25 protein-coding genes are annotated in these 26034 nt (G+C 70.3%); 7 read left to right on the top strand and 18 right to left on the bottom strand.

The window, feature by feature from the left end:
- Nucleotides 1-7: 7 nt before the first annotated feature.
- From kdpB to OG453_RS28345, 6 genes are all read right to left on the bottom strand, one after another.
- The gene (gene kdpB, locus OG453_RS28370; RefSeq protein WP_266871358.1) at nt 8-2155 is read right to left on the bottom strand and encodes a potassium-transporting ATPase subunit KdpB; all 2148 of its coding nucleotides are present in this window, start codon (nt 2153-2155) and stop codon (nt 8-10) included.
- Nucleotides 2152-3816: a potassium-transporting ATPase subunit KdpA gene (kdpA, locus tag OG453_RS28365; RefSeq protein WP_266871357.1), complete on the bottom strand. Its 1665-nt coding sequence runs from the start codon at nt 3814-3816 to the stop codon at nt 2152-2154. Before kdpA ends, kdpB begins: the two co-directional genes overlap by 4 nt.
- 8 nt (nt 3817-3824) lie before the next feature.
- Nucleotides 3825-3914 (bottom strand): K(+)-transporting ATPase subunit F, encoded by a 90-nt coding sequence (kdpF, locus tag OG453_RS28360; RefSeq protein WP_033264828.1) that lies wholly within the window; start codon nt 3912-3914, stop codon nt 3825-3827.
- 323 nt (nt 3915-4237) lie between these two features.
- Nucleotides 4238-4996, bottom strand: coding sequence for a DUF3710 domain-containing protein (locus tag OG453_RS28355; protein WP_266871356.1), 759 nt, complete (start codon nt 4994-4996; stop codon nt 4238-4240).
- A gap of 1 nt (nt 4997) precedes the next feature.
- Nucleotides 4998-5534 (bottom strand): dUTP diphosphatase, encoded by a 537-nt coding sequence (dut, locus tag OG453_RS28350; RefSeq protein WP_266871355.1) that lies wholly within the window; start codon nt 5532-5534, stop codon nt 4998-5000.
- A complete protein-coding gene (locus OG453_RS28345) occupies nt 5531-6115 on the bottom strand; it encodes a PaaI family thioesterase (protein WP_266871354.1) in 585 nt (194 codons plus the stop codon). The genes dut and OG453_RS28345 overlap by 4 nt, the downstream gene beginning before the upstream one ends.
- Before the next feature lie 58 nt (nt 6116-6173).
- Here OG453_RS28345 and OG453_RS28340 point away from each other — a divergent pair, with 58 nt between their 5' ends.
- The gene (locus tag OG453_RS28340; protein ID WP_266871353.1) at nt 6174-6620 is read left to right on the top strand and encodes a DUF3093 domain-containing protein; all 447 of its coding nucleotides are present in this window, start codon (nt 6174-6176) and stop codon (nt 6618-6620) included.
- Between the two features lie 46 nt (nt 6621-6666).
- On the opposite strand, the gene OG453_RS28335 is transcribed toward OG453_RS28340, so the two are convergent.
- The 4 genes from OG453_RS28335 to OG453_RS28320 all read right to left on the bottom strand — a co-directional run bounded on the left by OG453_RS28335 (nt 6667) and on the right by OG453_RS28320 (nt 10213).
- Complete coding sequence (locus OG453_RS28335) at nt 6667-7605, bottom strand: hypothetical protein (protein WP_266871352.1); 939 nt, start codon at nt 7603-7605, stop codon at nt 6667-6669.
- Between the two features lie 13 nt (nt 7606-7618).
- Nucleotides 7619-7915: a DUF4193 domain-containing protein gene (locus OG453_RS28330; protein WP_055544889.1), complete on the bottom strand. Its 297-nt coding sequence runs from the start codon at nt 7913-7915 to the stop codon at nt 7619-7621.
- Nucleotides 7916-8308: 393 nt separating this feature from the next.
- Entirely contained in the window at nt 8309-9553 is a 1245-nt protein-coding gene (locus OG453_RS28325) for a HAMP domain-containing sensor histidine kinase (protein WP_266871350.1), read from the bottom strand.
- Between the two features lie 6 nt (nt 9554-9559).
- Nucleotides 9560-10213 (bottom strand): response regulator transcription factor, encoded by a 654-nt coding sequence (locus tag OG453_RS28320; protein ID WP_135331070.1) that lies wholly within the window; start codon nt 10211-10213, stop codon nt 9560-9562.
- A gap of 312 nt (nt 10214-10525) precedes the next feature.
- On the opposite strand from OG453_RS28320, the gene OG453_RS28315 reads away from it, so the two are divergent.
- Nucleotides 10526-10699, top strand: a complete 174-nt coding sequence (locus tag OG453_RS28315) for a hypothetical protein (protein ID WP_167828776.1) — start codon at nt 10526-10528, stop codon at nt 10697-10699.
- Between the two features lie 81 nt (nt 10700-10780).
- Here the strand turns inward: OG453_RS28315 and OG453_RS28310 are convergent, their stop codons facing one another.
- Both OG453_RS28310 and OG453_RS28305 read right to left on the bottom strand, forming a co-directional pair.
- Complete coding sequence (locus OG453_RS28310; protein WP_266871349.1) at nt 10781-11578, bottom strand: inositol monophosphatase family protein; 798 nt, start codon at nt 11576-11578, stop codon at nt 10781-10783.
- A 10-nt stretch (nt 11579-11588) separates the two neighbouring features.
- The gene (locus tag OG453_RS28305; protein WP_266871348.1) at nt 11589-12716 is read right to left on the bottom strand and encodes a ferrochelatase; all 1128 of its coding nucleotides are present in this window, start codon (nt 12714-12716) and stop codon (nt 11589-11591) included.
- A gap of 166 nt (nt 12717-12882) precedes the next feature.
- Here OG453_RS28305 and OG453_RS28300 point away from each other — a divergent pair, with 166 nt between their 5' ends.
- Both OG453_RS28300 and OG453_RS28295 read left to right on the top strand, forming a co-directional pair.
- Nucleotides 12883-14133, top strand: a complete 1251-nt coding sequence (locus OG453_RS28300) for an MFS transporter (RefSeq protein WP_266871347.1) — start codon at nt 12883-12885, stop codon at nt 14131-14133.
- On the top strand, nt 14081-15412 hold the full coding sequence (locus OG453_RS28295; protein ID WP_266871345.1) for a D-arabinono-1,4-lactone oxidase: 1332 nt from the start codon (nt 14081-14083) through the stop codon (nt 15410-15412). The genes OG453_RS28300 and OG453_RS28295 overlap by 53 nt, the downstream gene beginning before the upstream one ends.
- A 9-nt stretch (nt 15413-15421) precedes the next feature.
- Here the strand turns inward: OG453_RS28295 and OG453_RS28290 are convergent, their stop codons facing one another.
- On the bottom strand, nt 15422-16543 hold the full coding sequence (locus OG453_RS28290; protein ID WP_266871344.1) for a hypothetical protein: 1122 nt from the start codon (nt 16541-16543) through the stop codon (nt 15422-15424).
- Nucleotides 16544-17005: 462 nt separating this feature from the next.
- Between OG453_RS28290 and sepH the strand changes: the two genes are divergently transcribed.
- Nucleotides 17006-18118 (top strand): septation protein SepH, encoded by a 1113-nt coding sequence (gene sepH / locus OG453_RS28285; RefSeq protein ID WP_266871343.1) that lies wholly within the window; start codon nt 17006-17008, stop codon nt 18116-18118.
- A gap of 78 nt (nt 18119-18196) precedes the next feature.
- On the opposite strand, the gene OG453_RS28280 is transcribed toward sepH, so the two are convergent.
- The gene (locus OG453_RS28280; protein WP_266871342.1) at nt 18197-19048 is read right to left on the bottom strand and encodes a sulfurtransferase; all 852 of its coding nucleotides are present in this window, start codon (nt 19046-19048) and stop codon (nt 18197-18199) included.
- 322 nt (nt 19049-19370) lie between these two features.
- On the opposite strand from OG453_RS28280, the gene OG453_RS28275 reads away from it, so the two are divergent.
- Nucleotides 19371-20189 carry a VOC family protein gene (locus tag OG453_RS28275; protein WP_266871341.1) on the top strand — a complete coding sequence of 273 codons (819 nt, stop codon included), beginning with the start codon at nt 19371-19373 and terminating at the stop codon, nt 20187-20189.
- Between the two features lies 1 nt (nt 20190).
- Here the strand turns inward: OG453_RS28275 and OG453_RS28270 are convergent, their stop codons facing one another.
- From OG453_RS28270 to OG453_RS28255, 4 genes are read right to left on the bottom strand one after another with little or no spacing between them, the layout of a single operon-like run.
- On the bottom strand, nt 20191-20850 hold the full coding sequence (locus OG453_RS28270; RefSeq protein ID WP_266871340.1) for a thymidine kinase: 660 nt from the start codon (nt 20848-20850) through the stop codon (nt 20191-20193).
- A 52-nt stretch (nt 20851-20902) separates the two neighbouring features.
- Entirely contained in the window at nt 20903-22096 is a 1194-nt protein-coding gene (locus OG453_RS28265; RefSeq protein ID WP_266871339.1) for an alkaline phosphatase family protein, read from the bottom strand.
- Nucleotides 22096-22692, bottom strand: a complete 597-nt coding sequence (locus tag OG453_RS28260) for a DUF5998 family protein (RefSeq protein ID WP_135331050.1) — start codon at nt 22690-22692, stop codon at nt 22096-22098. The genes OG453_RS28265 and OG453_RS28260 overlap by 1 nt, the downstream gene beginning before the upstream one ends.
- Before the next feature lie 42 nt (nt 22693-22734).
- Nucleotides 22735-25593, bottom strand: a complete 2859-nt coding sequence (locus OG453_RS28255) for a bifunctional GNAT family N-acetyltransferase/acetate--CoA ligase family protein (RefSeq protein WP_266871338.1) — start codon at nt 25591-25593, stop codon at nt 22735-22737.
- Nucleotides 25594-25709: 116 nt separating this feature from the next.
- Here OG453_RS28255 and OG453_RS28250 point away from each other — a divergent pair, with 116 nt between their 5' ends.
- The gene (locus OG453_RS28250) at nt 25710-25991 is read left to right on the top strand and encodes an HPr family phosphocarrier protein (protein ID WP_266871337.1); all 282 of its coding nucleotides are present in this window, start codon (nt 25710-25712) and stop codon (nt 25989-25991) included.
- Nucleotides 25992-26034: the final 43 nt, after the last annotated feature.

The following is a 26034-nucleotide window of genomic DNA, read 5'->3' as shown; positions in this document are numbered from 1 at the left end:
CAAGAAATTACAGCCCGGGGATGAGGGAGATGACGAGGTCGATGATCTTGATGCCGATGAACGGGGCGATGAGACCGCCGAGCCCATAGATGCCGAGGTTGCGCCGCAGCATCTTGTCCGCGCTCATCGGCCGGTACTGCACGCCCTTCAGGGCCAGCGGCACAAGGGCGATGATGATTAGCGCGTTGAAGATGACGGCCGACAGGATGGCCGACTCCGGAGAGGACAGGTTCATGATGTTGAGCTTGTCCAGGCCCGGATAGACCACGGCGAACATGGCCGGGATGATCGCGAAGTACTTCGCGACGTCGTTGGCGATCGAGAACGTCGTCAACGCACCCCGGGTGATCAGCAGTTGCTTGCCGATCTCCACGATCTCGATCAGCTTGGTGGGGTTGGAGTCCAGGTCCACCATGTTCCCGGCCTCCTTGGCGGCCGAGGTCCCGGTGTTCATCGCCACACCCACATCGGCCTGCGCGAGCGCGGGCGCGTCATTGGTGCCGTCACCGGTCATCGCGACGAGCTTGCCACCGGCCTGCTCGCGCTTGATCAGCGCCATCTTGTCCTCGGGCGTGGCTTCGGCGAGGAAGTCGTCCACGCCCGCCTCGTCCGCGATCGCCTTGGCGGTCAGCGGGTTGTCACCCGTGATCATGACCGTCTTGATGCCCATGCGCCGCAGCTCGTCGAACCGCTCCCGCATGCCCTCCTTGACGACATCCTTCAGGTGGATGACACCGAGGACCCGCGCCCCCTTCTCGTCCTTGGCGGCGACAAGGAGTGGCGTGCCACCGGCCTGCGAGATCGTGTCGGTCAGCTCCTGGGCGTCGTCGGAGACGGTGCCGCCGTTCTCGGTGACCCAGGCGACGACCGAACCGGTCGCGCCCTTGCGGACCTTGCGCCCGGCCCCGTTCTCGACGAGGTCCACACCGGACATCCGGGTCTGCGCGGTGAAGGCGACCCACTCGGCCCCCTCCAACTCACCCTGGTGCCGCTCGCGAAGCCCGTACTTCTCCTTCGCCAGTACGACGATGGAGCGGCCCTCGGGCGTCTCGTCGGCCAGCGACGAGAGCTGGGCGGCGTCCGCGAGCTCGGCGGCCGTGGTGCCGCGCACCGGCACGAACTCGGACGCCTGCCGGTTGCCCAGCGTGATGGTGCCGGTCTTGTCCAGGAGCAGCGTCGAGACGTCACCGGCGGCCTCGACCGCCCTGCCGGACATGGCAAGGACATTGCGCTGGACCAGACGGTCCATGCCGGCGATGCCGATCGCCGAGAGCAGCGCACCGATTGTCGTCGGAATGAGGCACACCAGGAGCGCGGCCAGCACGATCATGGACTGCTCGGCACCGGCGTACACGGCGAACGGCTGGAGCGTCACGACGGCGAGCAGGAAGACGATCGTGAGGGACGCGAGAAGGATGTTCAGCGCGATCTCGTTGGGCGTCTTCTGCCGGGCGGCGCCCTCGACCAGGTTGATCATGCGGTCGATGAACGTCTCGCCGGGCTTCGTCGTGATCTTGATGACGATGCGGTCCGAGAGCACCTTCGTGCCGCCCGTGACGGCGGACCGGTCACCGCCCGACTCCCGGATGACCGGGGCCGATTCACCGGTGATCGCCGACTCGTCGACGCTCGCGACTCCCTCGACGACGTCACCGTCGCCGGGGATCACATCGCCCGCCTCGCAGACCACCAGATCGCCGATGCGCAGCTCCGTGCCCGGCACCGACTCTTCGGTGCTGCCGTTGAGGCGGCGCGCGACGGTGTCGGTCTTGGCCTTGCGCAAGGTGTCGGCCTGCGCCTTGCCGCGGCCCTCGGCCACCGCCTCCGCCAGGTTGGCGAAGATCGTGGTCAGCCAGAGCCACACCGCGATCGCCCAGCCGAACCAGTCGCCCGGGTCCTTGACCGCGAGCACGGTGGTGATCACCGAGCCGATCAGGACGACGAACATGACGGGCGACTTGACCATCACCCGCGGGTCGAGCTTCTTCATCGCGTCCGGGAAGGACTTCAGCAGCTGCTTGGGGTCGAACAGACCCCCGCCGACCCGGCCGCCACCGTCCTTGTGCCCGCCGGGCAGGTCCTGGTGCGGTGCACGGGTGGGAGTAGCGGTGGACATGGAGCCGGGCTCCTCTTGCTTCTCTATGTCGGTGGTCATGACGCGAGCCCCTCGGCCAATGGCCCAAGGGCCAGTGCGGGGAAGTAGGTCAGACCGGTGATGATCATGATGGTGCCGACCAACAACCCGGTGAACAGCGGCTTTTCGGTACGCAGCGTGCCCGCCGTCTCCGGAACCGGCTTCTGCTCGGCCAGCGAACCCGCAAGCGCGAGCACGAACACCATCGGCAGGAACCGGCCGAGCAGCATCGCAAGCCCGATCGTGGTGTTGAACCAGTTGGTGTCCGCGCTCAGCCCCGCGAAGGCCGAACCGTTGTTGTTCGCCCCGGACGTGAACGCGTACAGAATCTCCGAGAAACCATGCGCCCCGGAATTCAGCATCGAGTCCTTCGGCGTCGGCAGCGCCATCGACACCGCCGTGAACCCGAGCACCAGAGCGGGCGTGATCAGGATGTAGCAGGCCGCCAGCTTGATCTCACGGGTGCCGATCTTCTTGCCCAGGTACTCCGGCGTACGACCGACCATCAGACCCGCGATGAACACCGCGATGATCGCCATGATCAGCATGCCGTAGAGACCAGAACCCGTACCACCGGGCGCGATCTCGCCCAACTGCATGCCCAGCAGATCCAGTCCGCCACCGAAACCTGTGTTCGACGAGTGGAAGGAGTTGACCGCGCCCGTCGAGGTCAGCGTCGTGGCCACCGAGAAGATCGCCGAACCACCGATCCCGAACCGCGTCTCCTTGCCCTCCAGGGCCCCGCCCGCGACATCGAACGCCGGGCCGCCGTGGTGGAATTCGGTCCACATCATCAACGCGGTGAAGCCGATCCAGATTGTCGCCATCGTGGCGAGAATCGCGTATCCCTGCTTCACACTGCCGACCATCTTGCCGAAGGTCCGCGTCAACGCGAAGGGGATCACCAGGATCAAGAACACCTCGAAGAGGTTCGAGAAGGCGTTGGGATTCTCAAAGGGATGGGCCGAGTTGGCGTTGAAGTAACCGCCACCGTTGGTGCCCAGCTCCTTGATGACCTCCTGCGAGGCCACCACCCCGCCGTTCCACTCCTGGCTGCCGCCCGTGAACTGCCCGACCTCATGAATGCCGGAGAAGTTCTGGATCGCGCCACAGGCCACCAGCACGATCGCGCCGATCACCGCGATCGGGATCAGAATGCGTACGACACCACGCACCAGGTCGGCCCAGAAGTTGCCCAACTCCCCCGTACGGGAACGGGCGAAGCCCCGCACCAGCGCGACGGCGACCGCAATGCCCACGGCGGCCGACACGAAGTTCTGCACCGCCAGACCACCGGTCTGCACGACGTGGCCCATGGCCTGTTCGCCTGAGTACGACTGCCAGTTGGTGTTCGCCACGAAAGAGGCGGCGGTGTTGAATGCCTGGTCCGGATCGATCGACTTGAAGCCCAGCGATCCAGGTAGCGAACCTTGCAGCCGCTGCAGCAGATAGAGGAAGAGCACGCCGACCGCGGAGAAGGCGAGCACTCCGCGCAGATACGCCGGCCAGCGCATCTCGGTGTCGGGATTGGCGCCGATGGCCTTGTAGATCCACTTCTCGCCACGAAGATGCTTCTTCGAGCCGTAGACCTTGGCCATGTAATCGCCGAGCGGACGGTATGCAAGGCCCAGCGCCACTATCAGCGCGAGCAGCTGGAGCACACCGGAAAGAACAGGGCTCATATCCGTACTCAGAACCTCTCCGGGAACACAAGAGCGAGAACGAGATAGCCCAGCAGAGCGACGGCCACGACAAGACCGACGATGTTCTCGGCAGTCACAGCTTCGCCACCCCCTTGGCGACAGAGGCCACCAGCGCGAACACCGCGATCGTGGTGACGACGAAGGCCACGTCGGCCATCGTGTGCTCCTAGGAGAGATTCGGGTTTCCTGACCTCTTGAGCAAACCCCCTCCCTGGCCGGATTCGACCGCCGTTGACGCCTCCCTTACGGCCCTTGGCACTCCATTGACGACTCTCTTACGGCTTCCTCCGCCACGCCCCTCCCGCCTGCGAAAACGCCGATGGGCCGCACCCCCGTGAAGGGGTGCGGCCCATCGGCTCGCAACTCATGACCGGCGCATCTCTGCGCCCCTCGGAGCGCCTCAGCGCACCTCGGTGATCTCAGGACCGCGCGCGAGCTGGCCCATGCCGCCCGAGAACCGCGAGCCCTCCTGCTGCTCCTGCTGAACGGTTCCCTCGGCGACCATCTGCGCGTCGTCCGGCAGCTTCAGGACGATCGGGTCACGGGGAGCCATCGGGCCCTCACCGCGCACCACGACCGTGTCCCGGAAGATCTGCTCGAGCAGCCCGGCCGCCTGCGGCTGCACCGCACCCTGGCCGGAGATGACTCCGCGCAGGAACCACCGCGGGCCGTCGACACCGATGAAGCGCACGACCTGCACCCCGCCCGTGCCGTCCGGCAGCTGCACCGGGACCTGCGCGCGCAGCTCCCAGCCGAGGGGGCCCTCGACCTCGTCGATCACGCCGCCCTGCTGGGTGATGCCCGAAGCGATCTCCTCGCGGACCTCGCCCCAGATGCCCTGCTTCTTGGGGGCGGCGAAGCCCTGCAGCTGGATGGCGCTGTCCTGGAGCACGACGGTCGCCGCGACGATCGCGTCACCCGCGACCTCCACCCGCAGCTCCATGCCCTCGACACCCGGTACGAAGAGGCCGCCCAGGTCCACCCTGCCCTCGCCGGGCTCACGGACCTCGGAGGCGTCCCAGGGTCCGTCGGGCCGCGGCTCGGGCTCGAGCCTCACACGCTCGGACTGCGGTTCCGCTGCGTCGCCGCTGTCGACGACCTGCTCGGCCTCGCCCGCCGCGTCCTCGGCGGCACTGTCCTTCTTGCGACGTCCGAACACGTCACTGTCCTTCCCGGTCAGATACGACCGATGCGTATCGATTCCCACCCGTTTTTTCACCCGAGCCGGCGCCCACGGCGGCATGGCCGCCGGTGGACCCGAAGCCCCCCTCGGCCCGCGCCGAGTCGGGAAGCTGTGCCACCTCCCGGAAGCGCACCTTCTCGACCTGCTGGACGACCAGTTGGGCAATCCGGTCGAAGCGCTCGAACCGCACACGCTCGCGCGGGTCGAGATTCACCACGATCACCTTGATCTCTCCACGGTACCCGGCATCCACCGTCCCTGGGGCATTCACCAGAGCGACACCGCAGCGGGCGGCGAGGCCGGAACGCGGGTGCACGAAGGCCGCGTACCCCTCGGGGAGCGCGATGGACACCCCGGTGGGCAGCACCACCCGCTCACCCGGGGCGAGTTCGCACGCCTCGGTGGTCCGTAGATCCGCCCCGGCGTCACCGGGCTGCGCGTACGCGGGCAGCGGCACTTCGGAGTCGACGCGACGGATCAGGACGTCGAGCTCCGGGCGGGGTGCGGGGGTCACGGGTTCACCTCGAAGGCGCGTACGCGGCGGATCTGGTCGGGGTCTTCCATGGCGGCCCGGATCTCCTCCGGGCGGCCGTTCTCGATGAAGTGGTCGACCTTGACCTCGATGAAGAGTGCGTCGGCGCGGACGGCCACGGGCCCGTCGGGGCCGCCGATCCGTCCGGTGGCCGTGGAGTAGATCTTCCGGCCGGCGACGGCGGTCACCTCGGCCTCAAGGAAGAGCACCGTGTCCACCGGAACGGGCCGTACGAAGTCGGTCTCAAGCCGTCCGGTCACCGCGATCACCCGGAGCAGCCAGTTCAGCGAGCCGAGCGTCTCGTCGAGCGCGGTGGCGAGGACGCCGCCGTGGGCGAGGCCCGGCGCGCCCTGGTGTGCCTGCCGGACCGTGAACTCGGCGGTGACGCGGACGCCTTCACCGGCACGTGCCGCCAGGTGCAGCCCGTGGGCCTGCCCTTCGCCGCAGCCGAAACAGTGTTCGTAATGGGCTCCGATGAGCTCACCGGGGGCGGGCGCGTCGGGGTGACGGACGGGCGCTATGGCGTCGGCCGGGGGCGTCAGAGCTGCTGAAGTACCACTCACAGCCGCAGACCTTACCCGCGAGTCCAGTGACTCAGCTCATCGTGCCAAGCTGGGGAACATGCAGCCTTACGAAGAACGCCTGACGGCTCCCCGTTCCTGGTGGCTTGTCTCGCTCCTGGTCGGCATCGCGATGGCCCTGATCATGCTCCCCTTCGGCACCCTGCCGCTGCTCGGCGGCCTGGTTGCAGGGACGGCGGTCGCCGCGGTCGTGACCAGTTCGTACGGCTCTCCCCGCATCCGCGTGATGGCCGACTCCCTGGTCGTCGGCGACGCGAAGATCCCGGTGTCCGCCCTGGGCGAGCCCCAGGTGCTCGACCCGGAAGAGGCGCGCGCCTGGCGCGGCCAGAAGGCCGACCCGCGCGCCTTCATGCTGCTGCGCGCCTACATCCCGACGGCGCTGCGCGTGGAGATCACGGACCCGCAGGACCCGACCCCGTACGTGTACGTGTCGACGAGGGACCCCGAGGGTCTTGCGGCGGCGCTGACGGCCGTACGGACTTCGTAACGGGCTTCGTAGGGGCGGCCTGAGGCCCTCGCGGGGGCCTCACGCGTCAGTACCCCAGCTCCTTGGGCAGCCCGTCCGGGTGCAGGGGGTCCAAAGGCCTCTCCGGCCTCTCCAGGGGCGGCAGCTCGGGCAGGGCGTCCCAGGGCACCTGCGACTTCCGCAGGTCCGCACGGACCCGCTCAGCCAGCTTCTTGGTGTCACGGCGGTTCATGACCGCCCCGACCGCGGCGCCCACCATGAAAGGCATCAGGTTCGGCAGGTTCCGCACCATGCGCTTCATGATCTGCTGGCGCAGTTCGCGCTTCATCTGACCGCCGAGGGCCGCGTTGATCGACGCGGGCTTCGCGACGTCGATGCCACGCTCCTCGGTCCACGCGGTGAGGTAGGCGGTGCTGCGCTGTTTCAGGTTCCCCGGCGGGCGCAAGCCGTAGACCTCGTGGAGTTCGGCGACGAGCTTGAGCTCGATGGCCGCCACGCCGGTGATCTCGGCGGCCAGCTCCGCGGGCATCGCGGGCGGCATGGGCAGCATCGCCGCAGCGCCGACTCCGGCCCCGACCGTGGAGGTCGCGTTGGCCGCGCCGGCGATGAGTTTGTCCGCGAGCTGCTCGGGGCCAAGGCCCGGGAACTGCTTGCGGAGGGTGCCCAGATCGCGGATCGGGATCCGCGGGGCGTTCTCCATGATCCGGTCGGCGAGATAGCCGATGCCGGCCTTGGCGCCGCGCCCGCTCTTGCGCACGCCCGCCATGACTCCGCCGGTGACGGCGGCAACGCGGCGGCCCTTGGACGTATCGGTCCTGGTCCTGGACGCCTTGTCGGCCGCCGCCTCGTCGTGTGCCACCTCGATGGCGTTCGTCGGTTCGAGCGAGGCCGTTCCTGTGGGGGAAGAGCCCCGCTCGTCGTCACGTACGCCGTCGAAGACGGCGATTCCTTCGTCCGCCCCGCGCTTGCGGAAGCGGCGCTTCCTGGGCGGGGTCGAGCCGGTCACGGCCGACCCTGCCCTAGTCGCAGTCGCGGCAGATCGGCTGGCCGTTCTTCTCCCTGGCCAGCTGGCTGCGGTGGTGCACCAGGAAGCAGCTCATGCAGGTGAACTCGTCCTGCTGCTTCGGGAGCACCCGAACGGCGAGCTCCTCGTTGGAAAGGTCCGCGCCGGGCAGCTCAAGGCCCTCTGCGGCCTCGAACTCGTCGACGTCGACCGCCGAGGTCGACTTGTCGTTACGCCGAGCCTTCAGCTCCTCGATGCTGTCCTCATTGACGTCATCGTCGGTCTTACGTGGGGTGTCGTAGTCCGTTGCCATGTCGCTCTCCCCCTCTGGGTGTCTGCGGTGTCTCAGCGCACGTAACGCGTGAGAGGCCGGACTTGTGCCCGACCTGAGGCGGAGATTTTGCCTCACATCAAGGTCTGTTACTCAATCGACACCCAACCGCACCCCTGAAGAGGCGATCGGTTTGGATGGCGATCGGGACCGTACACGGTCCGAATGTTGCACTTCACAGGCGCCACCCCGTGTACTTCCCGTGATCAAGACCCCCGAAAACCCGGATTTTCCCGGCTTTCCAACGACTTTCACGATCACGGAGAGTAGATGGCCGAAAATTCGCCCCTGTGATCGATCACACATGAAATCTCCAGGATCAGGTCCCGAAAATTCAGCGCAAAGCGAACATCGCGGCGCGTCCGCGGCAGCATCTCAGAGGGGCAGGGTGACTCGCATCACGAGCCCACCCCCCTCGCGCGGCTCCGCGATGATACGGCCCCCGTGGGCCCGCGCCACCGACCGGGCGATCGACAGGCCGAGTCCGACGCCCTTGTCGCTGCCCGTGCGCTCCGTCCGCAGCCGCCGGAACGGCTCGAAGAGGTTGTCGATCTCGTACGCCGGGACGACGGGTCCGGTGTTGGACACCACCAGGACCGCCTGACCGTGCTGGGCCTCCGTGGTGACCTCGACCCAGCCGTCCTCCTTCACGTTGTACCTGACGGCGTTCTGTACGAGGTTCAGGGCGATCCGCTCCAGGAGGACGCCGTTGCCCTGCACGATGGCCAGGCCCCGCTCCCCGCGGATCTCCACGCCCTTGGCGTCGGCCTCCGACCGCACCTGGTCGACGGCGCGGTTGGCGACCTCGGCGAGGTCCACCGGCTTGCGCTCCACGATCTGGTTGTCGCTGCGGGCGAGCAGCAGCAGGCCCTCCACGAGCTGCTCGCTGCGCTCGTTGGTGGCGAGCAGCGTCTTGCCGAGCTGATGGAGCTCCGGCGGCGCCGCCGGGTCGGAGAGCTGCACCTCCAGGAGCGTGCGGTTGATCGCCAGCGGTGTGCGCAGCTCGTGCGAGGCGTTGCCGACGAACCGCTGCTGGGCGGTGAAGGCCCGCTCCAGGCGGTCCAGCATCTCGTCGAAGGTGTCCGAGAGCTCCTTCAACTCGTCGTCGGGACCGTCCAGTTCGATGCGCCGGGACAGGTCCGTGCCTGCCACGCGGCGCGCGGTGCGCGTGATGCGGCCGAGCGGCGACAGGACGCGGCCCGCCATCGCGTACCCGAAGGCGAAGGCGATCACGGCGAGGCCGAGCAGGGCGAGCAGTGAACGGCTCAGGAGGTTGTCCAGGGCGCTCTGGCGCATCTGGTTGACGCACTCGTTCAGCGCGGAGTTGAGCTCGTCCGCGGGAATCCGGGACCCGGTCGGCAGGTTGTGGCAGGTCTTGCTGCTCACCGTGGACCCGCCCTCGATGGCGAACGGCAGGTCACTGCCCACGTTGAGCGCCTGCGCGGCGAGCAGATAGATGATCGAAAGCAGCAGGATGCCCGCGATGAGGAACATGCCGCCGTACAGGAGCGTGAGCCTTATGCGGATCGTGGGACGCAGCCACGGGAAGGGCACCTCGACCTTCCTGGGGTCCCAGGCGGGTTTCGGGGGCGCTGCCGGTGGCGCCGGGGTCGCGGCCACCGGGGATCAGATCCGGTAACCGGAGCCGGGCACCGTCACGATGACGGCGGGCTCGCCGAGCTTCCGGCGCAGCGTCATGACGGTCACCCGGACCACGTTCGTGAACGGGTCCGTGTTCTCGTCCCAGGCCTTCTCCAGGAGCTGCTCGGCGGAGACGACCGCTCCCTCGCTGCGCAGCAGCACTTCGAGGACCGCGAACTCCTTGGGCGCAAGCTGGATCTCCTTGCCGTCCCGGAAGATCTCGCGGCGGTTGGGGTCGAGCTTGATGCCGGCGCGCTCCAGGACGGGCGGCAGCGGCACGCTCGTACGCCGGCCGAGGGCACGCACGCGTGCCGTGAGCTCGCTGAACGCGAAGGGCTTGGGGAGATAGTCGTCGGCGCCGATCTCCAGGCCCTCGACACGGTCGCTGACGTCGCCCGACGCGGTGAGCATCAGGACGCGGGTCGGCATGCCGAGCTCGACGATCTTGCGGCAGACGTCGTCGCCGTGCACGAGCGGGAGGTCCCGGTCGAGCACCACGACGTCGTAGTCATTGACCCCGATGCGCTCCAGGGCAGCCGCTCCGTCGTACACGACGTCGACGGCCATGGCCTCCCGGCGCAGTCCGGTGGCCACCGCATCGGCGAGCAGCTGCTCGTCCTCGACGACGAGTACGCGCACGGCGCTGTCCTTCCTCTGTGCCCCTTCGGGCAGGTCTGTTCGTGAGTCTGTTCGTGGGGTGTGGCCTCTATCCTGCCCCTTTCGGTCATAAACCGGCTGTAAGGCGGTCTGTCGGCCCGGGAATGCGGGATTTTCTCCGCCGGTTAGGTTTCCGTGGAAGGGAGCCCGGGGAGGACGACCTCACACCCGCGATCACGCTTTGTATGTGGCACGCCACGAACTGCTGTCCCAGCGCGGCGAGAGACGTGATCGCCCCTTCTGAGGGCACACCCCCGTGCCATCGACCCACGACCCAGCCGAGGGGGCGCAACCATGGACGCATTCACCGCAGGACTCCTGCAGCGCATAAAGGCCACGGAGTCCGACCTCACGAAGGCCCGTGAGACGGGCGACGACTTCCTTGCCGAGGTCGAGCAGGCCGAGCTGGAGGACCTCCACCGGCTGGCCGCCGAGCACGGCGTGGAGGTCGGCGCGTTGCGCGCCTGATCCAGCCACGAACGCGGAAGGGCCCCGGCATCTGTGGACGAGATGCCGGGGCCCTTCCGTCTGTGTCGGTCGCTCCGCGCGTCAGTCGTGCCAGGCGCCGAGCTGCTCCAGGCGGGCCTGGAGGTCCTCGAAGAGGCCGGGCGGGGCGGCGATCGTCAGCTCGCCCGAGGGGACCTCTCCGGGGCGTCCACCGGTCAGCGCGCCTGCTTCCCGGGCGATGAGGTCACCGGCCGCGAGGTCCCAGGGGTTGAGGCCGCGCTCGTAGTACGCGTCCAGGCGGCCCATCGCCACGTCGCACAGGTCGATCGCGGCCGAGCCGCCCCGGCGGATGTCCCTGACCAGCGGGATGAGCTGGCGGGCCACCTCGGCCTGGTGGGCGCGGCGCTCGGCGACGTAGCCGAATCCGGTGCCGACCAGGGCCTGTCCGAACGGAGGTGCCGGGCGGGTGTGTGCGGGCTTGTCGTTGACGAAGGCGCCCTCCCCGAGGACCGCCCGGTAGGTCTCGCCGCGCATCGGCGCGTACACGACGCCGACGAGCGTCTCGCCGTCCTTGCGGGCCGCGATGGACACCGACCAGTCGGGGCGCCCGTACAGGTAGTTGACGGTGCCGTCGATCGGGTCGATCACCCACTGGACGCCGCTGCTGCCCTCGGAGCTCGCGCCCTCCTCGCCGAGCACGCCGTCGTCCGGCCTGCGCTCGGCGAAGAAGTCGGTGATCAGCTTCTCGGATGCGATGTCCATCTCGGTGACGACGTCGACCGCGCTGGACTTGGTGGCGGCGACGCCCAGGTCGTCCGGGCGGCCGTCGCGCAGGAAGGCTCCGGCGCGGTGCGCGGCCTCCAGGGCGACGCCGAGGAGTTCTGTTTTCAGGTCGGTCACGTCAAGGTCCTTACGCGTACGTGCTGTCGGCGCCCGCGGCCGCGGGCTTCGGGGCGCGCGCCGGGCAGCAGCCGACCGGGCAGAGGTTGTGGCTCGCGCCGAGGGATCCCAGCGCGCAGGGGGTGACGGCCTTGCCGCTCTCCGCCGCGGCCCGCTCAAGGACGAGCTCCCTGATCGCCCCGGCGAACCGCGGGTCGGCCCCCACGGTGGCCGAGCGGCGGACCGGCAGGCCCAGCTCGGCGGCCTTCGCGTCGGCCTCGGTGTCGAGGTCGTACAGGACCTCCATGTGGTCCGAGACGAAGCCGATCGGGACCATCACCACGGCGGGCGCCCCGGCGGCGTGCCGCTCCTCCAGGTGGTCGCAGATGTCGGGCTCCAGCCACGGGATGTGCGGGGCGCCGCTGCGCGACTGGTAGACGAGCTGCCAGGGGTGCTCGACGCCCGTCTCGTCGCGCACCGCGTCGGCGATGACCCTGGCCACGTCGAGATGCTCCTTGACGTACGCACCGCCGTCCCCGTGGTCCTCGACGCGCCCCGAGCTGTCGGCGGCCGCGGTCGGGATGGAGTGCGTCGTGAACGCGAGGTGCGCGCCCTCACGGACGTCGTCGGGGAGCTCGGCCAGGGACTTCAGGACGCCGTCGATCATGGGGCGGACGAAGCCGGGGTGGTTGAAGTAGTGCCGCAGCTTGTCGACGCGCGGCAGCTCAAGGCCCTCGGCCTCAAGGACGGCGAGGGACTCCGCCAGGTTCTCGCGGTACTGCCGGCAGCCCGAGTACGAGGCGTACGCGCTGGTCGCCAGGACCAGCACCCGGCGGTGGCCGTCCTGGACCAGCTCGCGCAGGGTGTCGGTCAGGTACGGCGCCCAGTTGCGGTTGCCCCAGTAGACCGGCAGGTCGAGGCCGTGCTCCACGAAGTCCTTGCGCAGGGCGTCGAGCAGGGCGCGGTTCTGGTCGTTGATCGGGCTGACCCCGCCGAACAGGAAGTAGTGCTGCCCCACCTCCTTGAGCCGCTCCTTGGGGATGCCGCGGCCCCGCGTCACGTTCTCCAGGAACGGGACGACGTCGTCCGGGCCTTCGGGGCCGCCGAACGAGAGCAGCAGCAGGGCGTCGTAGGGAGTGGGATCCAGCGCATCGGACATGTCTCCGATCCTGCCACCCGTCACCGACAGCCGGAAAACGGCCTCCGCCGACCGGAAAAACACCGTGCGGCCGGACCCGCCGCAGCCGTAAGCTGTATCGGCCACCTTTACGCCTTACCGGAGCCCTCCCGCACAGGAGCCGCCCCGTCGCCTCAGCGGAGTCCACGTGCCAAGCCCCTACCGCGCCATCTTCGCCGCCCCCGGCACCAAGGGGTTCTCCACGGCGGGCTTCCTCGGGCGGATGCCGCTGTCGATGATGGGCATCGGCATCGTGACGATGGTGTCGCAGCTCACCGGGCGGTACGGCCTCGCGGGCGCACTCTCGGCGACCGTCGCGCTGTCCGCCGCGGCGATCGGCCCGCAGATCTCCCGCCTCGTCGACCGGCACGGTCAGCGCCGGGTGCTTCGGCCCGCGACCCTGGTGTCCCTGGCCGCGGTCGCCGGGCTGCTGCTGGCCGCGAAGTTCGAGTTCCCGGACTGGACGCTCTTCGTCTTCGCCGCCCTCGTCGGCTGCGTGCCGAGCGTGGGCTCGATGATCAGGGCCCGCTGGGCGGCCATCTACCGGGACACCCCGCAGCTGCACACCGCGTACTCCTTCGAGTCCGTGGTGGACGAGGTCTGCTTCATCTTCGGGCCGATCATCTCGATCGGCCTCTCCACGGTGTGGTTCCCCGAGGCCGGGCCGCTGCTCGCCGGGGTCTTCCTCGCCGTCGGCGTCTTCTGGCTGACCGCCCAGCGGGCCACCGAGCCGGTGCCGCATCCGCGGGAGCATCACACCAAGGGCTCGGCGCTGCGCTCCGGAGGGCTGCAGGTCCTGGTCGCGACCTTCGTGGCGACGGGGGCGATCTTCGGGTCGATCGACGTGGTGACCGTCGCGTACGCCGAGGACCAGGGCCACAAGGCGGCGGCCAGCCTCGTGCTTGCGGTCTACGCCCTCGGCTCCTGCGTGGCCGGAGCGGCCTTCGGGCTCATGCACTTCAAGGGGGCTCCCGCCCCGAGGTGGCTGCTGGGTGTCTGCGCGATGGCCGTGAGTATGATCCCGCTTCAACTGGTCGGGAACCTTCCGTTTCTGGCCGTGGCGTTGTTCATCGCGGGCCTGTCCATCGCGCCGACCATGATCACGACGATGGCCCTCGTCGAACAGCACGTACCACGCGCGAAGCTGACCGAGGGCATGACCTGGGTGAGCACCGGACTCGCGGTCGGCATCGCGCTCGGCTCGTCCGCGGCCGGCTGGGTCATCGACGCCGCCGGTTCGGACGCCGGGTACGGGGTTCCCGGGATCTCCGGGGCCGTCGCGGTGGCGGTCGGGTTCCTGGGGTATCGCCGGCTGAAGAAGCCGGTTCCGCAACGGGGAGGGACCCATGAGCACGGGAACGGGCACGGGCAGCGGGAAGAGCACAGCGGCATGGCGTAACTGGGCGGGCAACGTCAGCGCACGGCCGGCCAGGGAGGTCACCCCCGCGTCGGTCGAGGAACTCGCCGCCGAAGTGCGCAGGGCCAAGGCGGACGGCCTCAAGGTGAAGCCGGTGGGCACCGGACACTCCTTCACGGCGGCCGCCGCGACCGACGGCGTCCTCGTACGCCCCGAACTCCTCACCGGCATCCGCAAGATCGACCGCGAGGCCGGCACCGTCACTGTGGAAGCGGGCACTCCGCTCAAGCGCCTGAACGAGGCCCTCGCCCGCGAGGGCCTCTCGCTCACGAACATGGGCGACATCATGTCGCAGACGGTCTCCGGAGCGACCAGCACCGGAACCCACGGCACGGGCCGCGAATCGGCGTCGATCTCCGCCCAGATCACGGCACTTGAGCTGGTCACGGCGGACGGCTCGGTCCTCACCTGCTCCGAGAAGGAGAATCCCGAGGTCTTCGCGGCGGCCAGGATCGGCCTCGGCGCGCTCGGTGTGATCAGCGCGATCACCTTCTCCGTAGAGCCCGTCTTCTTCCTCACCGCCCGTGAGGAGCCGATGACCTTCGACAGGGTCACCAGGGAGTTCGACGCGCTCTTCGCCGAGAACGAGCACTTCGAGTTCTACTGGTTCCCGCACACCGGCAACTGCACCACCAAGCGCAACAACCGCAGCGCGGGCCCGGCGGCGCCACCCGGCAAGGTGAGCGCCTTCATCGAGGACGAAGTCCTCTCCAACGGCCTCTTCCAGGTGGTCAATTCCCTCGGCAGGGCCGTCCCCGCGACCATCCCCGGCATCGCCAAGATCTCCAGCAAGGCGCTCTCCGCCCGTACATACACGGACATTCCCTACAAGGTCTTCACAAGTCCCCGCCGGGTGCGCTTCGTGGAGATGGAGTACGCCGTTCCGCGCGAGGCCCTCGTCGAGACGCTGCGCGAGCTGAAGACGATGGTCGAACGCTCCCGGCTGCGGATCAGCTTCCCCGTGGAGGTCCGCACGGCGCCCGCCGACGACATCGCGCTCTCCACCGCCTCGGGCCGGGAGACCGCGTACATCGCCGTCCACATGTACCGGGGCACGCCCTACCAGGCGTACTTCACCGCGGCCGAGCGCATCTTCACCGCGCATGAGGGCCGCCCGCACTGGGGCAAGATCCACACCCGCGACGCCGATTACTTCGCGCAGGCCTATCCGCGCTTCGGGGAGTTCACGGCCGTGCGCGACCGCCTGGATCCGGACCGTCTGTTCGGCAACGACTACCTGCGTCGCGTCCTGGGCGCCTGAAACCGCCCACTACGGATTGGGCGTCTCCCCCTGCTGCTGTGCGTCGCCTCCGTCCACGCTGCCGCCGGTCTGGGTCGGCGTCGGGGTCGGGGTGGGCGTCGGAGTGGGCGTCGGGTCCGTCTGCGAACCGTCGTCTCCGGAGTCGGTGCCCGAGTCCGTGCCCTTGCCCGGGTCCGGCTTCGATCCTGAGTCCGATCCGCTGTCCTTGCCGGGCGTCTGCGAGGCGCCGCCGTCCGGGTCCCGCGTGGCGCCGTCGCCCTTCTGCGAACCGTCGTCCGAACCCGTGGAAGCGCCGTCCGACGGCTGGTCAGAGGGATCGGTCGAGTGCGTGGAGGGCTTCTTCGGCGAGGTGTTGTTGCCCGTGACGCTGTTGGTGAGCGTGGTGCCGCTCCCCCCGCTGAAGTCCTCGCCGGAGACGAGTTCGTACGTGGTGATCCCCGCCATCGACACGCCGAAGACCAGCGCGGCCGCGACCAACGGCCGCTTCCAGCTCCGGACTTGCGTGCGATGGGTGGTGCCGTCGGTGAACTCGTCCGGCGGAAGCGGAGGTTCGGCCGGCTCGGCGGGTGGTGCCGTCTGACGCAGCACCCGTGTCGCGTCGTCCCGGGGCACCAGCTGCGTCGCGTCGACCGAGCCTAGGAGCTGGGTCCGCTCGGCGTCGGCGTCCGCCACGGGCAGTACCGTCGTGCGGTCGGCGTCCCCGGCGACGGGCAGCACGGTGGTCGCGTCCGCGTCGGCCGCTCTTCCCCACGTCGTGGTGACCGGCCCCGTGGCGGAAGCAACCCCCTTACCGGAAACGGCCCCCGTGAAGGCAGAAGCCCTGAAGGTGTCCGCGACCGGCGCCCCCGCGGCATCGGTCACCGGGACCTGCTGCGCCTTCGGCTTGGCCTGCACCGCGACGTCGCGTATCTGCTCGCCCGTGCGGGAGAAGAAGTGCTGGAAGACCGTGCCCCCACAGGTGGCGACCGCACTCACCACACCGGCGCCGAGGATCGTTCCGTACACACCGAAGCTCGACGCGAGCTTCGCCGCCACGACGGCGGCCACGGCACTTCCCGCGACCTGAGGCACGCTCAGATCGAGGCGCCGCTTCCCCTTCGCATCCTCGTCGGCTTCCGGCTTTTCACCCATCTGTGAACCTTGCCTACCTTTCTCGACTGACTGCACGAGAAAGGGACGTATGGGCGAAGTCGTTAGTTCCGTTTCTGGTGATTCCGTGAAGTGCGCCACTCGCGCGGCACCCCGCCCGGGTATCCAGAGGCGCCAACTCCCGTCCCCCGTGAGAAGTTCGGCGGCGCGGCGGACCACCCGCGTGGCCCGAATGGAGTACTGTTGCGAGCCCTGGGTCCGGTCTCCCACCTGGGTGCCCGGGGCCTTCCAGGACCGCCGGGAGGGGGCTCGCTGCACAGGGTGACCAAATTGGTCACTGAGAGTTGCGAAAAGGTAACCGTGCCATAACGGCGACCCCGGGCCCATGCCCGACACGCCGGGCAACTCGGCAAGGTTGTGGCAGGCTGCACCCGGGCAGGCCACACTCGACTAGCGGAAGCAGCGACGCACGTGACGTCGGCAGGCACCACCCGGGAGGTCCCGATGCCCGAACTGCGTGTCGTGGCCGTCAGCAACGACGGCACACGGCTGGTGCTGAAGGCTGCGGACAGCACGGAGTACACGCTTCCGATCGACGAGCGGCTGCGCGCCGCGGTGCGTGGCGACCGTCCGCGCCTCGGCCAGATCGAGATCGAGGTGGAGAGCCACCTCCGCCCCCGCGACATCCAGGCACGGATACGTGCCGGTGCCAGCGCGGAGGAAGTCGCCTCGCTCGCCGGAATCCCCGTCGATCGCGTCCGCCGCTTCGAAGGCCCCGTGCTCGCGGAGCGCGCCTTCATGGCGGAGCGGGCCCGGAAGACCCCCGTGCGCCGTCCCGGCGAGAACACCGGACCCCAGCTCGGCGAGGCCGTCTCGGAGCGGCTGCTGCTGCGCGGCGCGGACAAGGACACCGTCCAGTGGGACTCCTGGCGCCGCGACGACGGCACCTGGGAGGTCCTGCTCGTCTACCGCGTGGCGACCGAACCGCACTCCGCGAGCTGGACGTACGACCCGCCACGGCGCCTCGTACAGGCCGTCGACGACGAGGCCCGCTCGCTGATCGGCGAGACGGACGACATCGCCGCGCCCGAGCCCAGCTTCCCGTTCGTGCCGCGGATCGCCAGGCTGCCCCGGGACAGGCCGCTCGACCGGCCGATCGACCGCCCCATGGACCGTGCCCTGGACCGGCAGTTGGAGCGCCCGATGGTGCCCGGCCCGTCGCCGGAGCCGCCCGAGGAGAGCACAGCCACCGCCGCGACGGCATCCGTCTCCGAGGCGGAGCGCGACTCGCTCACCAGCCTCCTGGAGGCGGTGCCCAGCTTCCGCGGCGACATGGTCGTGCCGGAGCGCCCCGCACCCTCGACGACGGAGCTCCCGCCGGCGGCGGAGGAGCCCGAGCAGGAGCCGGAGGCCGAGGAGCCCCCGGCTGCGTCGGCGGGCGCCGGTTCGGCGTACGCGGACGTCCTGATGCCCCGCTCGGTGGCCAGCCACCGCGACCGTCTCGTCGGCTCCACGGACCGTCAGGCGGAGGCCGACGGCGTACGGCCCGGCCGTCGCGCGGCGGTGCCGTCCTGGGACGAGATCGTCTTCGGCACGCGCCGCAAGAAGCAGGAGTAGTTCTCGTAGCACGTCTCGTAGTACGTCGCTGGGGCCCCGCACCGTTCAAGTGCGGGGCCCCAGCGGCGTTCCGAGCCGCTACTGCGGGTCCGGGCCCTTGGCCACCGGACGGGACTCGTCCGACGACCACTCCGACCACGAACCGACGTACAGCGAGGCCGGGATGCCCGCCACCGCGAGCGCCAGCACCTCGTGCGCCCCGGAGACGCCCGAGCCGCAGTACACGCCCACCTCGGAAGTGCCGGACGCGCCCAGGGAGTTGAAGCGGTCCGCCAGTTCGGCGGCGGGCCTGAAGGTGCCGTCCGCCGTGACGTTCTCCGTGGTCGGCGCGGAGACGGCGCCCGGGATGTGGCCGCCCACGCGGTCGATCGGCTCGACGTCACCGCGGTAGCGCTCGGCCGCGCGGGCGTCCAGGAGGAGGCCGGAGCGGGCAAGCGCCGCCGCGGCGTCGGCGTCGAGGAGGTCCGTGGTGTTCGTGACGGGGGCGAAGGTTCCCTCGGCCGGGTGCTCATCGCCCGGCTCCAGCGGCCCGGCCCACGCGGCGAGCCCACCGTCAAGGACACGCACCGAGGGGTGACCCGTCCAGCGCAGCAGCCACCAGGCGCGTGCCGCGGCCCAGCCCTGCCCGCCGTCGTACACGACGACGTCGCGGTCCGCCGAGACCCCGGCCGCCCGCATCACCGCTCCGAAGTGCTCCACGTCCGGCAGCGGGTGCCGCCCCGCGGAGCCGGCCTTTCCCGCGAGATCGGCGTCGAGGTCGACGAAGACGGCGCCCGGGATGTGCCCTGCCCGGTACTCGGCCCGTCCGTCGAAGGCGGGGGCGCCCGCCGCCTTGGCCATGCTGAGCTGCCAGCGGATGTCGAGCAGCACTGGCGGGTTCTCGCCCGCCAAGTCGCTCGCGAGTTCGGATGCGGAGATGATGGCATTCATAGGCACCATCCTTGCGTACAGGGTGGCCGCATCGCCCCGGTCCGGCTACCCTGCTCCGCCGGACGACCGCCGAACACGCGGCGTACGGACCCGGGCACGCCGTGTGCAGTCGATCGACACCACCGAGCCATCACGCGTCAACGGAAGAGGGACGGCGAACCGGGCATTCTGCGTGCGGAGCCGCGGCATGACGGCGCGGCCGGGACGCGCGGCGACTCAGGTGGTGCGAGCATCTGCACGGGCGGGCACACGCGCGGCACAGGCACGCGCGGTCGACAGCGGAGCCGAGCGGCCACCACGACGGGCCGAGGAGAGAGTGACGATGACGGAGGCACGGGGGTCGACGGGTCAGCGTGACGGCGCGGGGGCCGTCCGCCGCGCGCCCGGCACACCCTGCTGGGTGAGCCTGATGGCGCACGACCTGGCCACGACCCAGGAGTTCTACGGAGCGTTGTTCGGCTGGGAGTTCCAGCCGGGGCCCGAGCAGCTCGGGCCCTATGTGCGGGCGCTGCTCAACGGCCACGAGGTCGCCGGGATCGGCCAGCTGCCGCCCGACCACCATCTGCCGATCGCCTGGACGCCGTATCTGGCGTCGGACGACGTGGACGCCACCGCCGAGTCGGTGCGGCACTGTTGCGGCACCATCGGCGTCGGCCCGCTGGACGCGGGCCCGGCCGGACGGCTCGCCATCGCCGTCGACCCGGCCGGTGCGGTGTTCGGGATCTGGCAGGCGGCCGAGCATCTGGGCGCCGCGATCGTCGGGGAGCCCGGCGCGCCCGCCTGGAACGAGCTGGTGACACCGGAGACGGCGGGTGTCGTCAAGTTCTACCAAGCCGTGTTCGGCCACGAGGAGGAGGCGGTCGTCTCGGCCGACTTCGACTATGTGACGCTCAAGGTCGACGACCAGGCCGTCGCCTCCGTGCACGGCGTGGGCCAGGCGTTGCCGCAGGACCGGGGCGCGCACTGGATGACGTACTTCGAAGTCGCCGATGTGGACGAGTCGGTGGACCGGGTCATCGAACTCGGCGGCCATGTCATCAACCCCGCACGGGTCGGCACCCATGGCCGGGTGGCGACGGTCGCCGACCCGGAGGGCGCGGTCTTCACCCTCGTACGTTCGGACCTGCGCCCGGAGTCCTGACTCAGCCGCCGGCTGCCGTGTCGACCGGAAGCACGTCCGGCGACAGGGCACCGGCGCGCGAGGTCGCCGCCGTCATCCGGCGCCTGTGGTGACGGCGGCAGAGCACCTCGTAACCCACCTCGTCCTCCGCCTGGTTGACGTCGCCGACGACGACCTGCGCGCCTTCGACGACCATCGCGCCGCCTATGGTGCGGGCGTTGTGCGTGGCACGCGCGCCGCACCAGCACAGCGCCTCGACCTGCAACACCTCGACACGGTCGGCGAGTTCGACCAGGCGCTGCGAGCCGGGGAAGAGCTTGGAGCGGAAGTCCGTGGTGATCCCGAAGGCGAAGACGTCGAGGCCCAGGTCGTCGACGACCCGGGCGAGCTGGTCGATCTGCTCGGGGGCGAGGAACTGCGCCTCGTCGGCGATCACATAGTCCGCGCGGCCGCCCTGCGAGAGATGGTCGACCAGATGGGCGTAGAAGTCGAAGTCGTCGGCGGCCTCGACCGCGTCCGTGACGAGCCCGAGCCGCGAGGAGAGCTTGCCCTCGCCCGCGCGGTCGTCACGAGTGAAGATCATCCCCTGCAGGCCGCGTGCCGAGCGGTTGTGCTCGATCTGCAGAGCCAGGGTGCTCTTTCCGCAGTCCATCGTTCCGGAGAAGAACACCAGCTCGGGCATGGGGAGTTGAGGCCTTTCGAGGCGTACGAAGTGTTGGGGCGGGGCGGGTCGTTCAGGAGCGTACTTCGAGCAGCGGGACGAGCTGCTCGACGGGGGTCATGGAGCCGTGCATGCCCACCAGGGCGGACTCCTTCGGCTCCCTCTCGGTGGCGATGATCGCCACGTCGTCGTGGGCCGCCGCGATGACGTCGCCGATGCGCCCGTACACCCGCTCGTCACAGACGCCGGGCGCGCCGAACCAGCCCGCCGCGATCGCCTCGTCGCGGCTCGCCACCCAGAACTGCTCGCCGAGCACCTCGCGCCAGACGGTCAGTACGTCGTTCTCGGCGCCCGGCACCGCGTACACATGGCGGGCTCGGCCCTCGCCGCCGAGGAGGGCCACGCCCGCGCGCAGCTCCCAGTCCTCGTCGAAGTCGATGCGGGACTGCTCGTCGAAGGGGATGTCGACCATGCCGTGGTCGGCGGTGACGTACAGGGCGCTGCGCGGCGGGAGTTGCTCGGCCAGGCGCTGGACCAGGCGGTCGACGTACATGAGCTGGCCGCGCCAGGCGTCGGAGTCGACACCGAAGCGGTGGCCCTTGCCGTCCACCTCCGCGTAGTACGTGTAGACCAAGGAGCGGTCACCGGCGGCCAGTTGCTCGGCGGCGAGGTCCATGCGGTCCTCTCCGGAGAGCCTGCCGCGGAAGCTGCCGCCGCTCAGGGCGATCTTGGTGAGCGGGGTGTTCTCGAAGGTGGGCGACGAGACCTGGGCGGTGTGCACGCCCGCCGCGTGGGCCTGCTGGAACACCGTGGGGTACGGCTGCCACTTGCGCGGGTCCGTCCAGGGGTACCAGCGAAGCTGGTTCATCAGCTCGCCGGTGGCGGGGTTGCGGGCGGTGTAGCCGGGCAGGCCGTGCGCGGCGGGCGGCAGGCCCGTGCCGACCGAGGCCAGGGACGTGGCGGTGGTCGCGGGGAACCCGGCGGTGATCGGGCGTCCCGTGCCACCACGGGAGGAGCTGATGAGCGAGGCCATGAAGGGGGCCTCTTCGGGGTGGGCGATGAGCTGCTGCCAGCCGAGGCCGTCGATCAGGAAGACGCAGTTCCGGTCGGCCGGGGCGAGCTCGCCGATGACGGGTGCGAAGCCCTCCACTCCCTGGTGGGCGACCAGTGTGGGCAGCAGATCGGCGAGCGAGCCCGCGCCGTACTCGGGCAGGGGCGCGGTGTCGAGGGCGAGCGGCTCTACGTCGTCCCAGGCGGGCAGGGACATCAGCGCGTGGTGTCCGCGGTCGCCTCGGACAGGGCCTGGGCGAAGGCCAGGGTCTGGCGCACGGCGTCCGGGCCGTCACCGGCCTCGCTGACCCGCAGGCTCAGGTCGTCGGCGGTCGAGCTGCCCGTGTAGCCGTGGTCCGCCTCGCAGTTGGGGTCGCCGCACGCGGCGGGCTCAAGATCGAGGCGCGAGACGGCGCCCCAGCCGATGGTGAGAACGACCTCACGGGGCAGCGACCCCGGCACGTACTTCTCCGGGTTGGCGACGACTCGGCTGACGACGACCGACGAGATCCGGCCGATTTTCACGGACTCCGTGGAGGTCGTCGCGTACGGCGTCGGGGACGTGCTGTCCGCCGCCTGCTCGTCCGTGTGGCTGACGATGAAGCGCGTACCGGTCAGGACGAGGACGGTCACATGCCGGCGCACTTCGTTCGCGTCGAACGTGGTCTCCTGGTGGACCAGGTACGACCCGATGGGCTCGCCGCCGATCGCGGCCTCCACCGCCTCGGCCACGAGGGCCGGGTAGTAGCCGCTGCGCTCGATCGCCGCGCGCAGCCCCTGGGTCGTCGTACCGGTCTTTGCCATGCCGTCCATCCTACGACCCGCCGGAGGGCGCACGGTGCCCCAGTGGCCGCGTCAGTACCCGGGAAGCGTGCGCGGGCCGAGGTCGCTGCGCACGGGTGGCGGTGCGAGCCGGACGGACGCGCCGAGCACGGAGAGGCCTCGCTGGGCGACGACCACGGGCTCCAGGGAGACGGCGACCACTTCGGGGTGATCGTCCACGAGCCGGGACACCCGCTGCAGGAGCTCCTCCAGGGCCGGTGTGTCCACGGGCGCCGAGCCGCGCCAGCCGAACAGGAGCGGGGCGGTCCGGATGGATCTGACCAGGGAGCCCGCGTCGCGGTCGGTGACCGGGATCAGGCGGTGCGCGGTGTCGCCGAGCAGCTCGGACGCGGCGCCGGCGAGTCCGAACGAGAGCACCGCTCCGGCCGCCGGGTCGATGACCGCGCGGACGACGGTGTCCACTCCGCGCGGCACCATGCCCTGGACGACCGGCCGCAGCTCGGCGGGCCTGCCGAAGGCGTCGGTCAATTCGCGGTACGCCCGGCGCAGTTGCTCCTCGTCCGCGAGGTCGAGCCGCACACCGCCGAGGTCGGCGCGGTGCCGCAGGTGCGGGGCTGTGGTCTTCAGGGCCACGGGGTAGCCGAGCGTGCGGGCGGCGGCCACGGCCGCGTCCGGATCCGGCGCGGGCAGCGCCTCGCGTACGGCGATGCCGTACCGCCCGAGCAGTTCATGGGCGTCGGCCGGGGCGAGGGTGGCACCGCGCGGGTCCTCGTCCTTGGCGAGCAGCTCGGCGATGCGGCCGGCGGCCCCACTCTCGTCGATGTCGTCGTACTCGTGCACTTTCCCCGGCTCGGCGGCCTCGCGCCGCCACTGCGCGTACTTGACGGCTTCGGCGAGGGCACGGACTGCGCGCTCGGCGGCGGGGTAGGCGGGGATGCGGTACTGCTCCGCGGGGGGCGCTTCGGTTGCCCCGCTTGTCCTGGTTGTCTCGGTTGTGGGCAGACGTTCCGCAGGGCGGAACGGGTGGGCACAACCGCCGCTGCCGGGTGCCGAAACAGCGGCGTCAGGGCGAGTCCTCGTAGCAGCGGCCAACGCCTCGGCGAGCCCGCCCAGCTCTACGTGGACCACGGCTACCGGCTTCGCGGGGCAACCGACAGTCGCAGCGCGCAGCGCAGTGGCCAGCTCCTCGCCCTCGGGCGACCCCGTGACCCCGTCCTCCCCCACCCAGGGAATCGCGGTGACGATCACGGCATCGCAGGACTCGTCCGACAAAGCCTCGGCAAGCGCGGCGCGGAAGTCCGCCGGGGTCGCCCCCGTGGTGAGATCCCGCGGAGGGAGCGGCCGCAGCCCGTCGGCGACACACGCGTCGTACGTAAGAAGTCCGAGGGATTCGGAGTTGCCGAGGATGGCGACCCGCGGCCCGGAGGGCAACGGCTGCCCCGCGAGCAGCAGCCCCGCGTCGACCATCTCCGTGACGGTGTCGACCCGGATCACGCCCGCCTGCCGCAGCAGCGCCGACACCGTGGCGTGCGGAAGCCGCGTCGCCTGCACCGCGTGCCCCGTGGGCGCGATCCCGCTGTGCCGGGCCCCCTGCACCACGACCAGCGGCTTCGCGGTCGCGGCGCGGCGCGCGAGGCGGGTGAACTTGCGCGGGTTGCCGATGGATTCGAGGTACATCAGGGCGACATCGGTGTCGGGGTCCTCGTACCAGTACTGAAGGACGTCGTTCCCGGACACGTCCGCGCGGTTCCCGGATCCGACGAACGTCGCGAGGCCGGCGCCTCGCCGGTGCAGCCCGGACAGCAGGGCGATGCCGATCGCGCCGGACTGGGTGAACAGGCCGATCCGGCCGCGCTCGGGGGGATGCGGAGCCAGCGAGGCGTTGAGCCGCACCTCCGGGGACGTGTTGATGACCCCGAAGGCGTTCGGGCCGAGGATGCGCATGCCGTACGACCGCGCCTGCCGCACCAGCCCCCGCTGCCGCTCACGCCCCTCGGCGCCGCTCTCCGCGTACCCGGCGGAGATCACGACGAGGCCGAGCACCCCGCGCTCACCGCAGTCGGCGACGGCCTGCGGCACCCGCTCGGCGGGCACGGTGACGACGGCGAGCTCGACGGGCTCGTCGATGTCAAGGACGGAGCGGTACGCGGGCACCCCGTCGACCTCGGTGCCCTCCTCGAAGGCGGTGTTCACCGCGTACAGGCGCCCCGTGAAGCCCGCGTCGCGCAGATTGCGCAGCACGCTGCGCCCCACGCCGCCGGGTGTGCGGCCGACGCCGATCACGGCGACCGAGCCCGGTGTCAGCAGCCGCTGCACGGACCGCGCCTCGGCGCGCTGCTCACGGGCGCGCTGCACGGCGAGCGAGCGGTCGGTCGGCTCCAGGTCGAATTCGAGGCGTACGACACCGTCCTCGAAGCTGCGCTTCTGCTGGTAGCCCGCATCCGTGAACACCTTGATCATCTTGGTGTTGGCGGGCAGCACCTCGGCGGCGAAGCGACGGATGCCGCGCTCCCTGGCGACGGCCGCGATGTGTTCGAGGAGAGTCGAGGCCACGCCCCGGCCCTGGTGGGCGTCCTGCACGAGGAAGGCGACCTCCGCCTCGTCGGCGGGCGCGCTCGCGGACATGCCGCGCTCGTCGATGCGGTCGAAGCGCACGGTGGCGATGAACTCGCCGCCCACCGTGGCCGCGAGGCCCACCCGGTCCACCTGGTCGTGATGGGTGAAGCGGTGCACGTCCTTGGCGGACAGCCGGGGGTAGGGGGCGAAGAAGCGGTAGTACTTCGACTCGTCCGAGACCTGTTCGTAGAAGCTGACCAGGCGGTCCGCGTCCTCGGCCGTGATGGGCCTGATCCGGGCGGTTCCCCCGTCACGGAGCACGACGTCGGCTTCCCAGTGGGAGGGGTATGCGTGCCGGTCCGACGGGGTCTGCATGGGGCCAGGGTACGACGTACGGTCGTTGGAGCACGGTCCCTCGGTCGGCGGAGCACTCACGACGGCATGAGAGACTGGTCTAGACAACTGTGAGACACCTGGAAGGGCAGCAACACATGGCTGAGCGCCGCGTCAACGTCGGCTGGGCCGAGGGCCTTCACGCCCGACCCGCCTCCATCTTCGTCCGCGCGGCCACGGCCGCCGGCGTCCCCGTGACGATCGCCAAGGTCGGCGGCAACCCGGTCAACGCCGCCTCCATGCTCGCGGTGCTCGGCCTGGGCGCGCAGGGCAACGAGGAGATCGTGCTCGCCTCCGACGCCGAGGGTGCGGACGCCGCCCTCGACCGTCTGGCGAAGCTGGTCGCCGACGGCCTCGAGGAACTCCCCGAGACCGTCTGACAGCGACTGTCGCACGCATACGCCGAAGGGCCCGCCCGGAACA

Origin of the sequence: Streptomyces sp. NBC_01381 (assembly GCF_026340305.1) — a bacterium.
Classification (GTDB): domain Bacteria; phylum Actinomycetota; class Actinomycetes; order Streptomycetales; family Streptomycetaceae; genus Streptomyces.
This window is presented reverse-complemented; position numbering and strand designations above follow the sequence as displayed.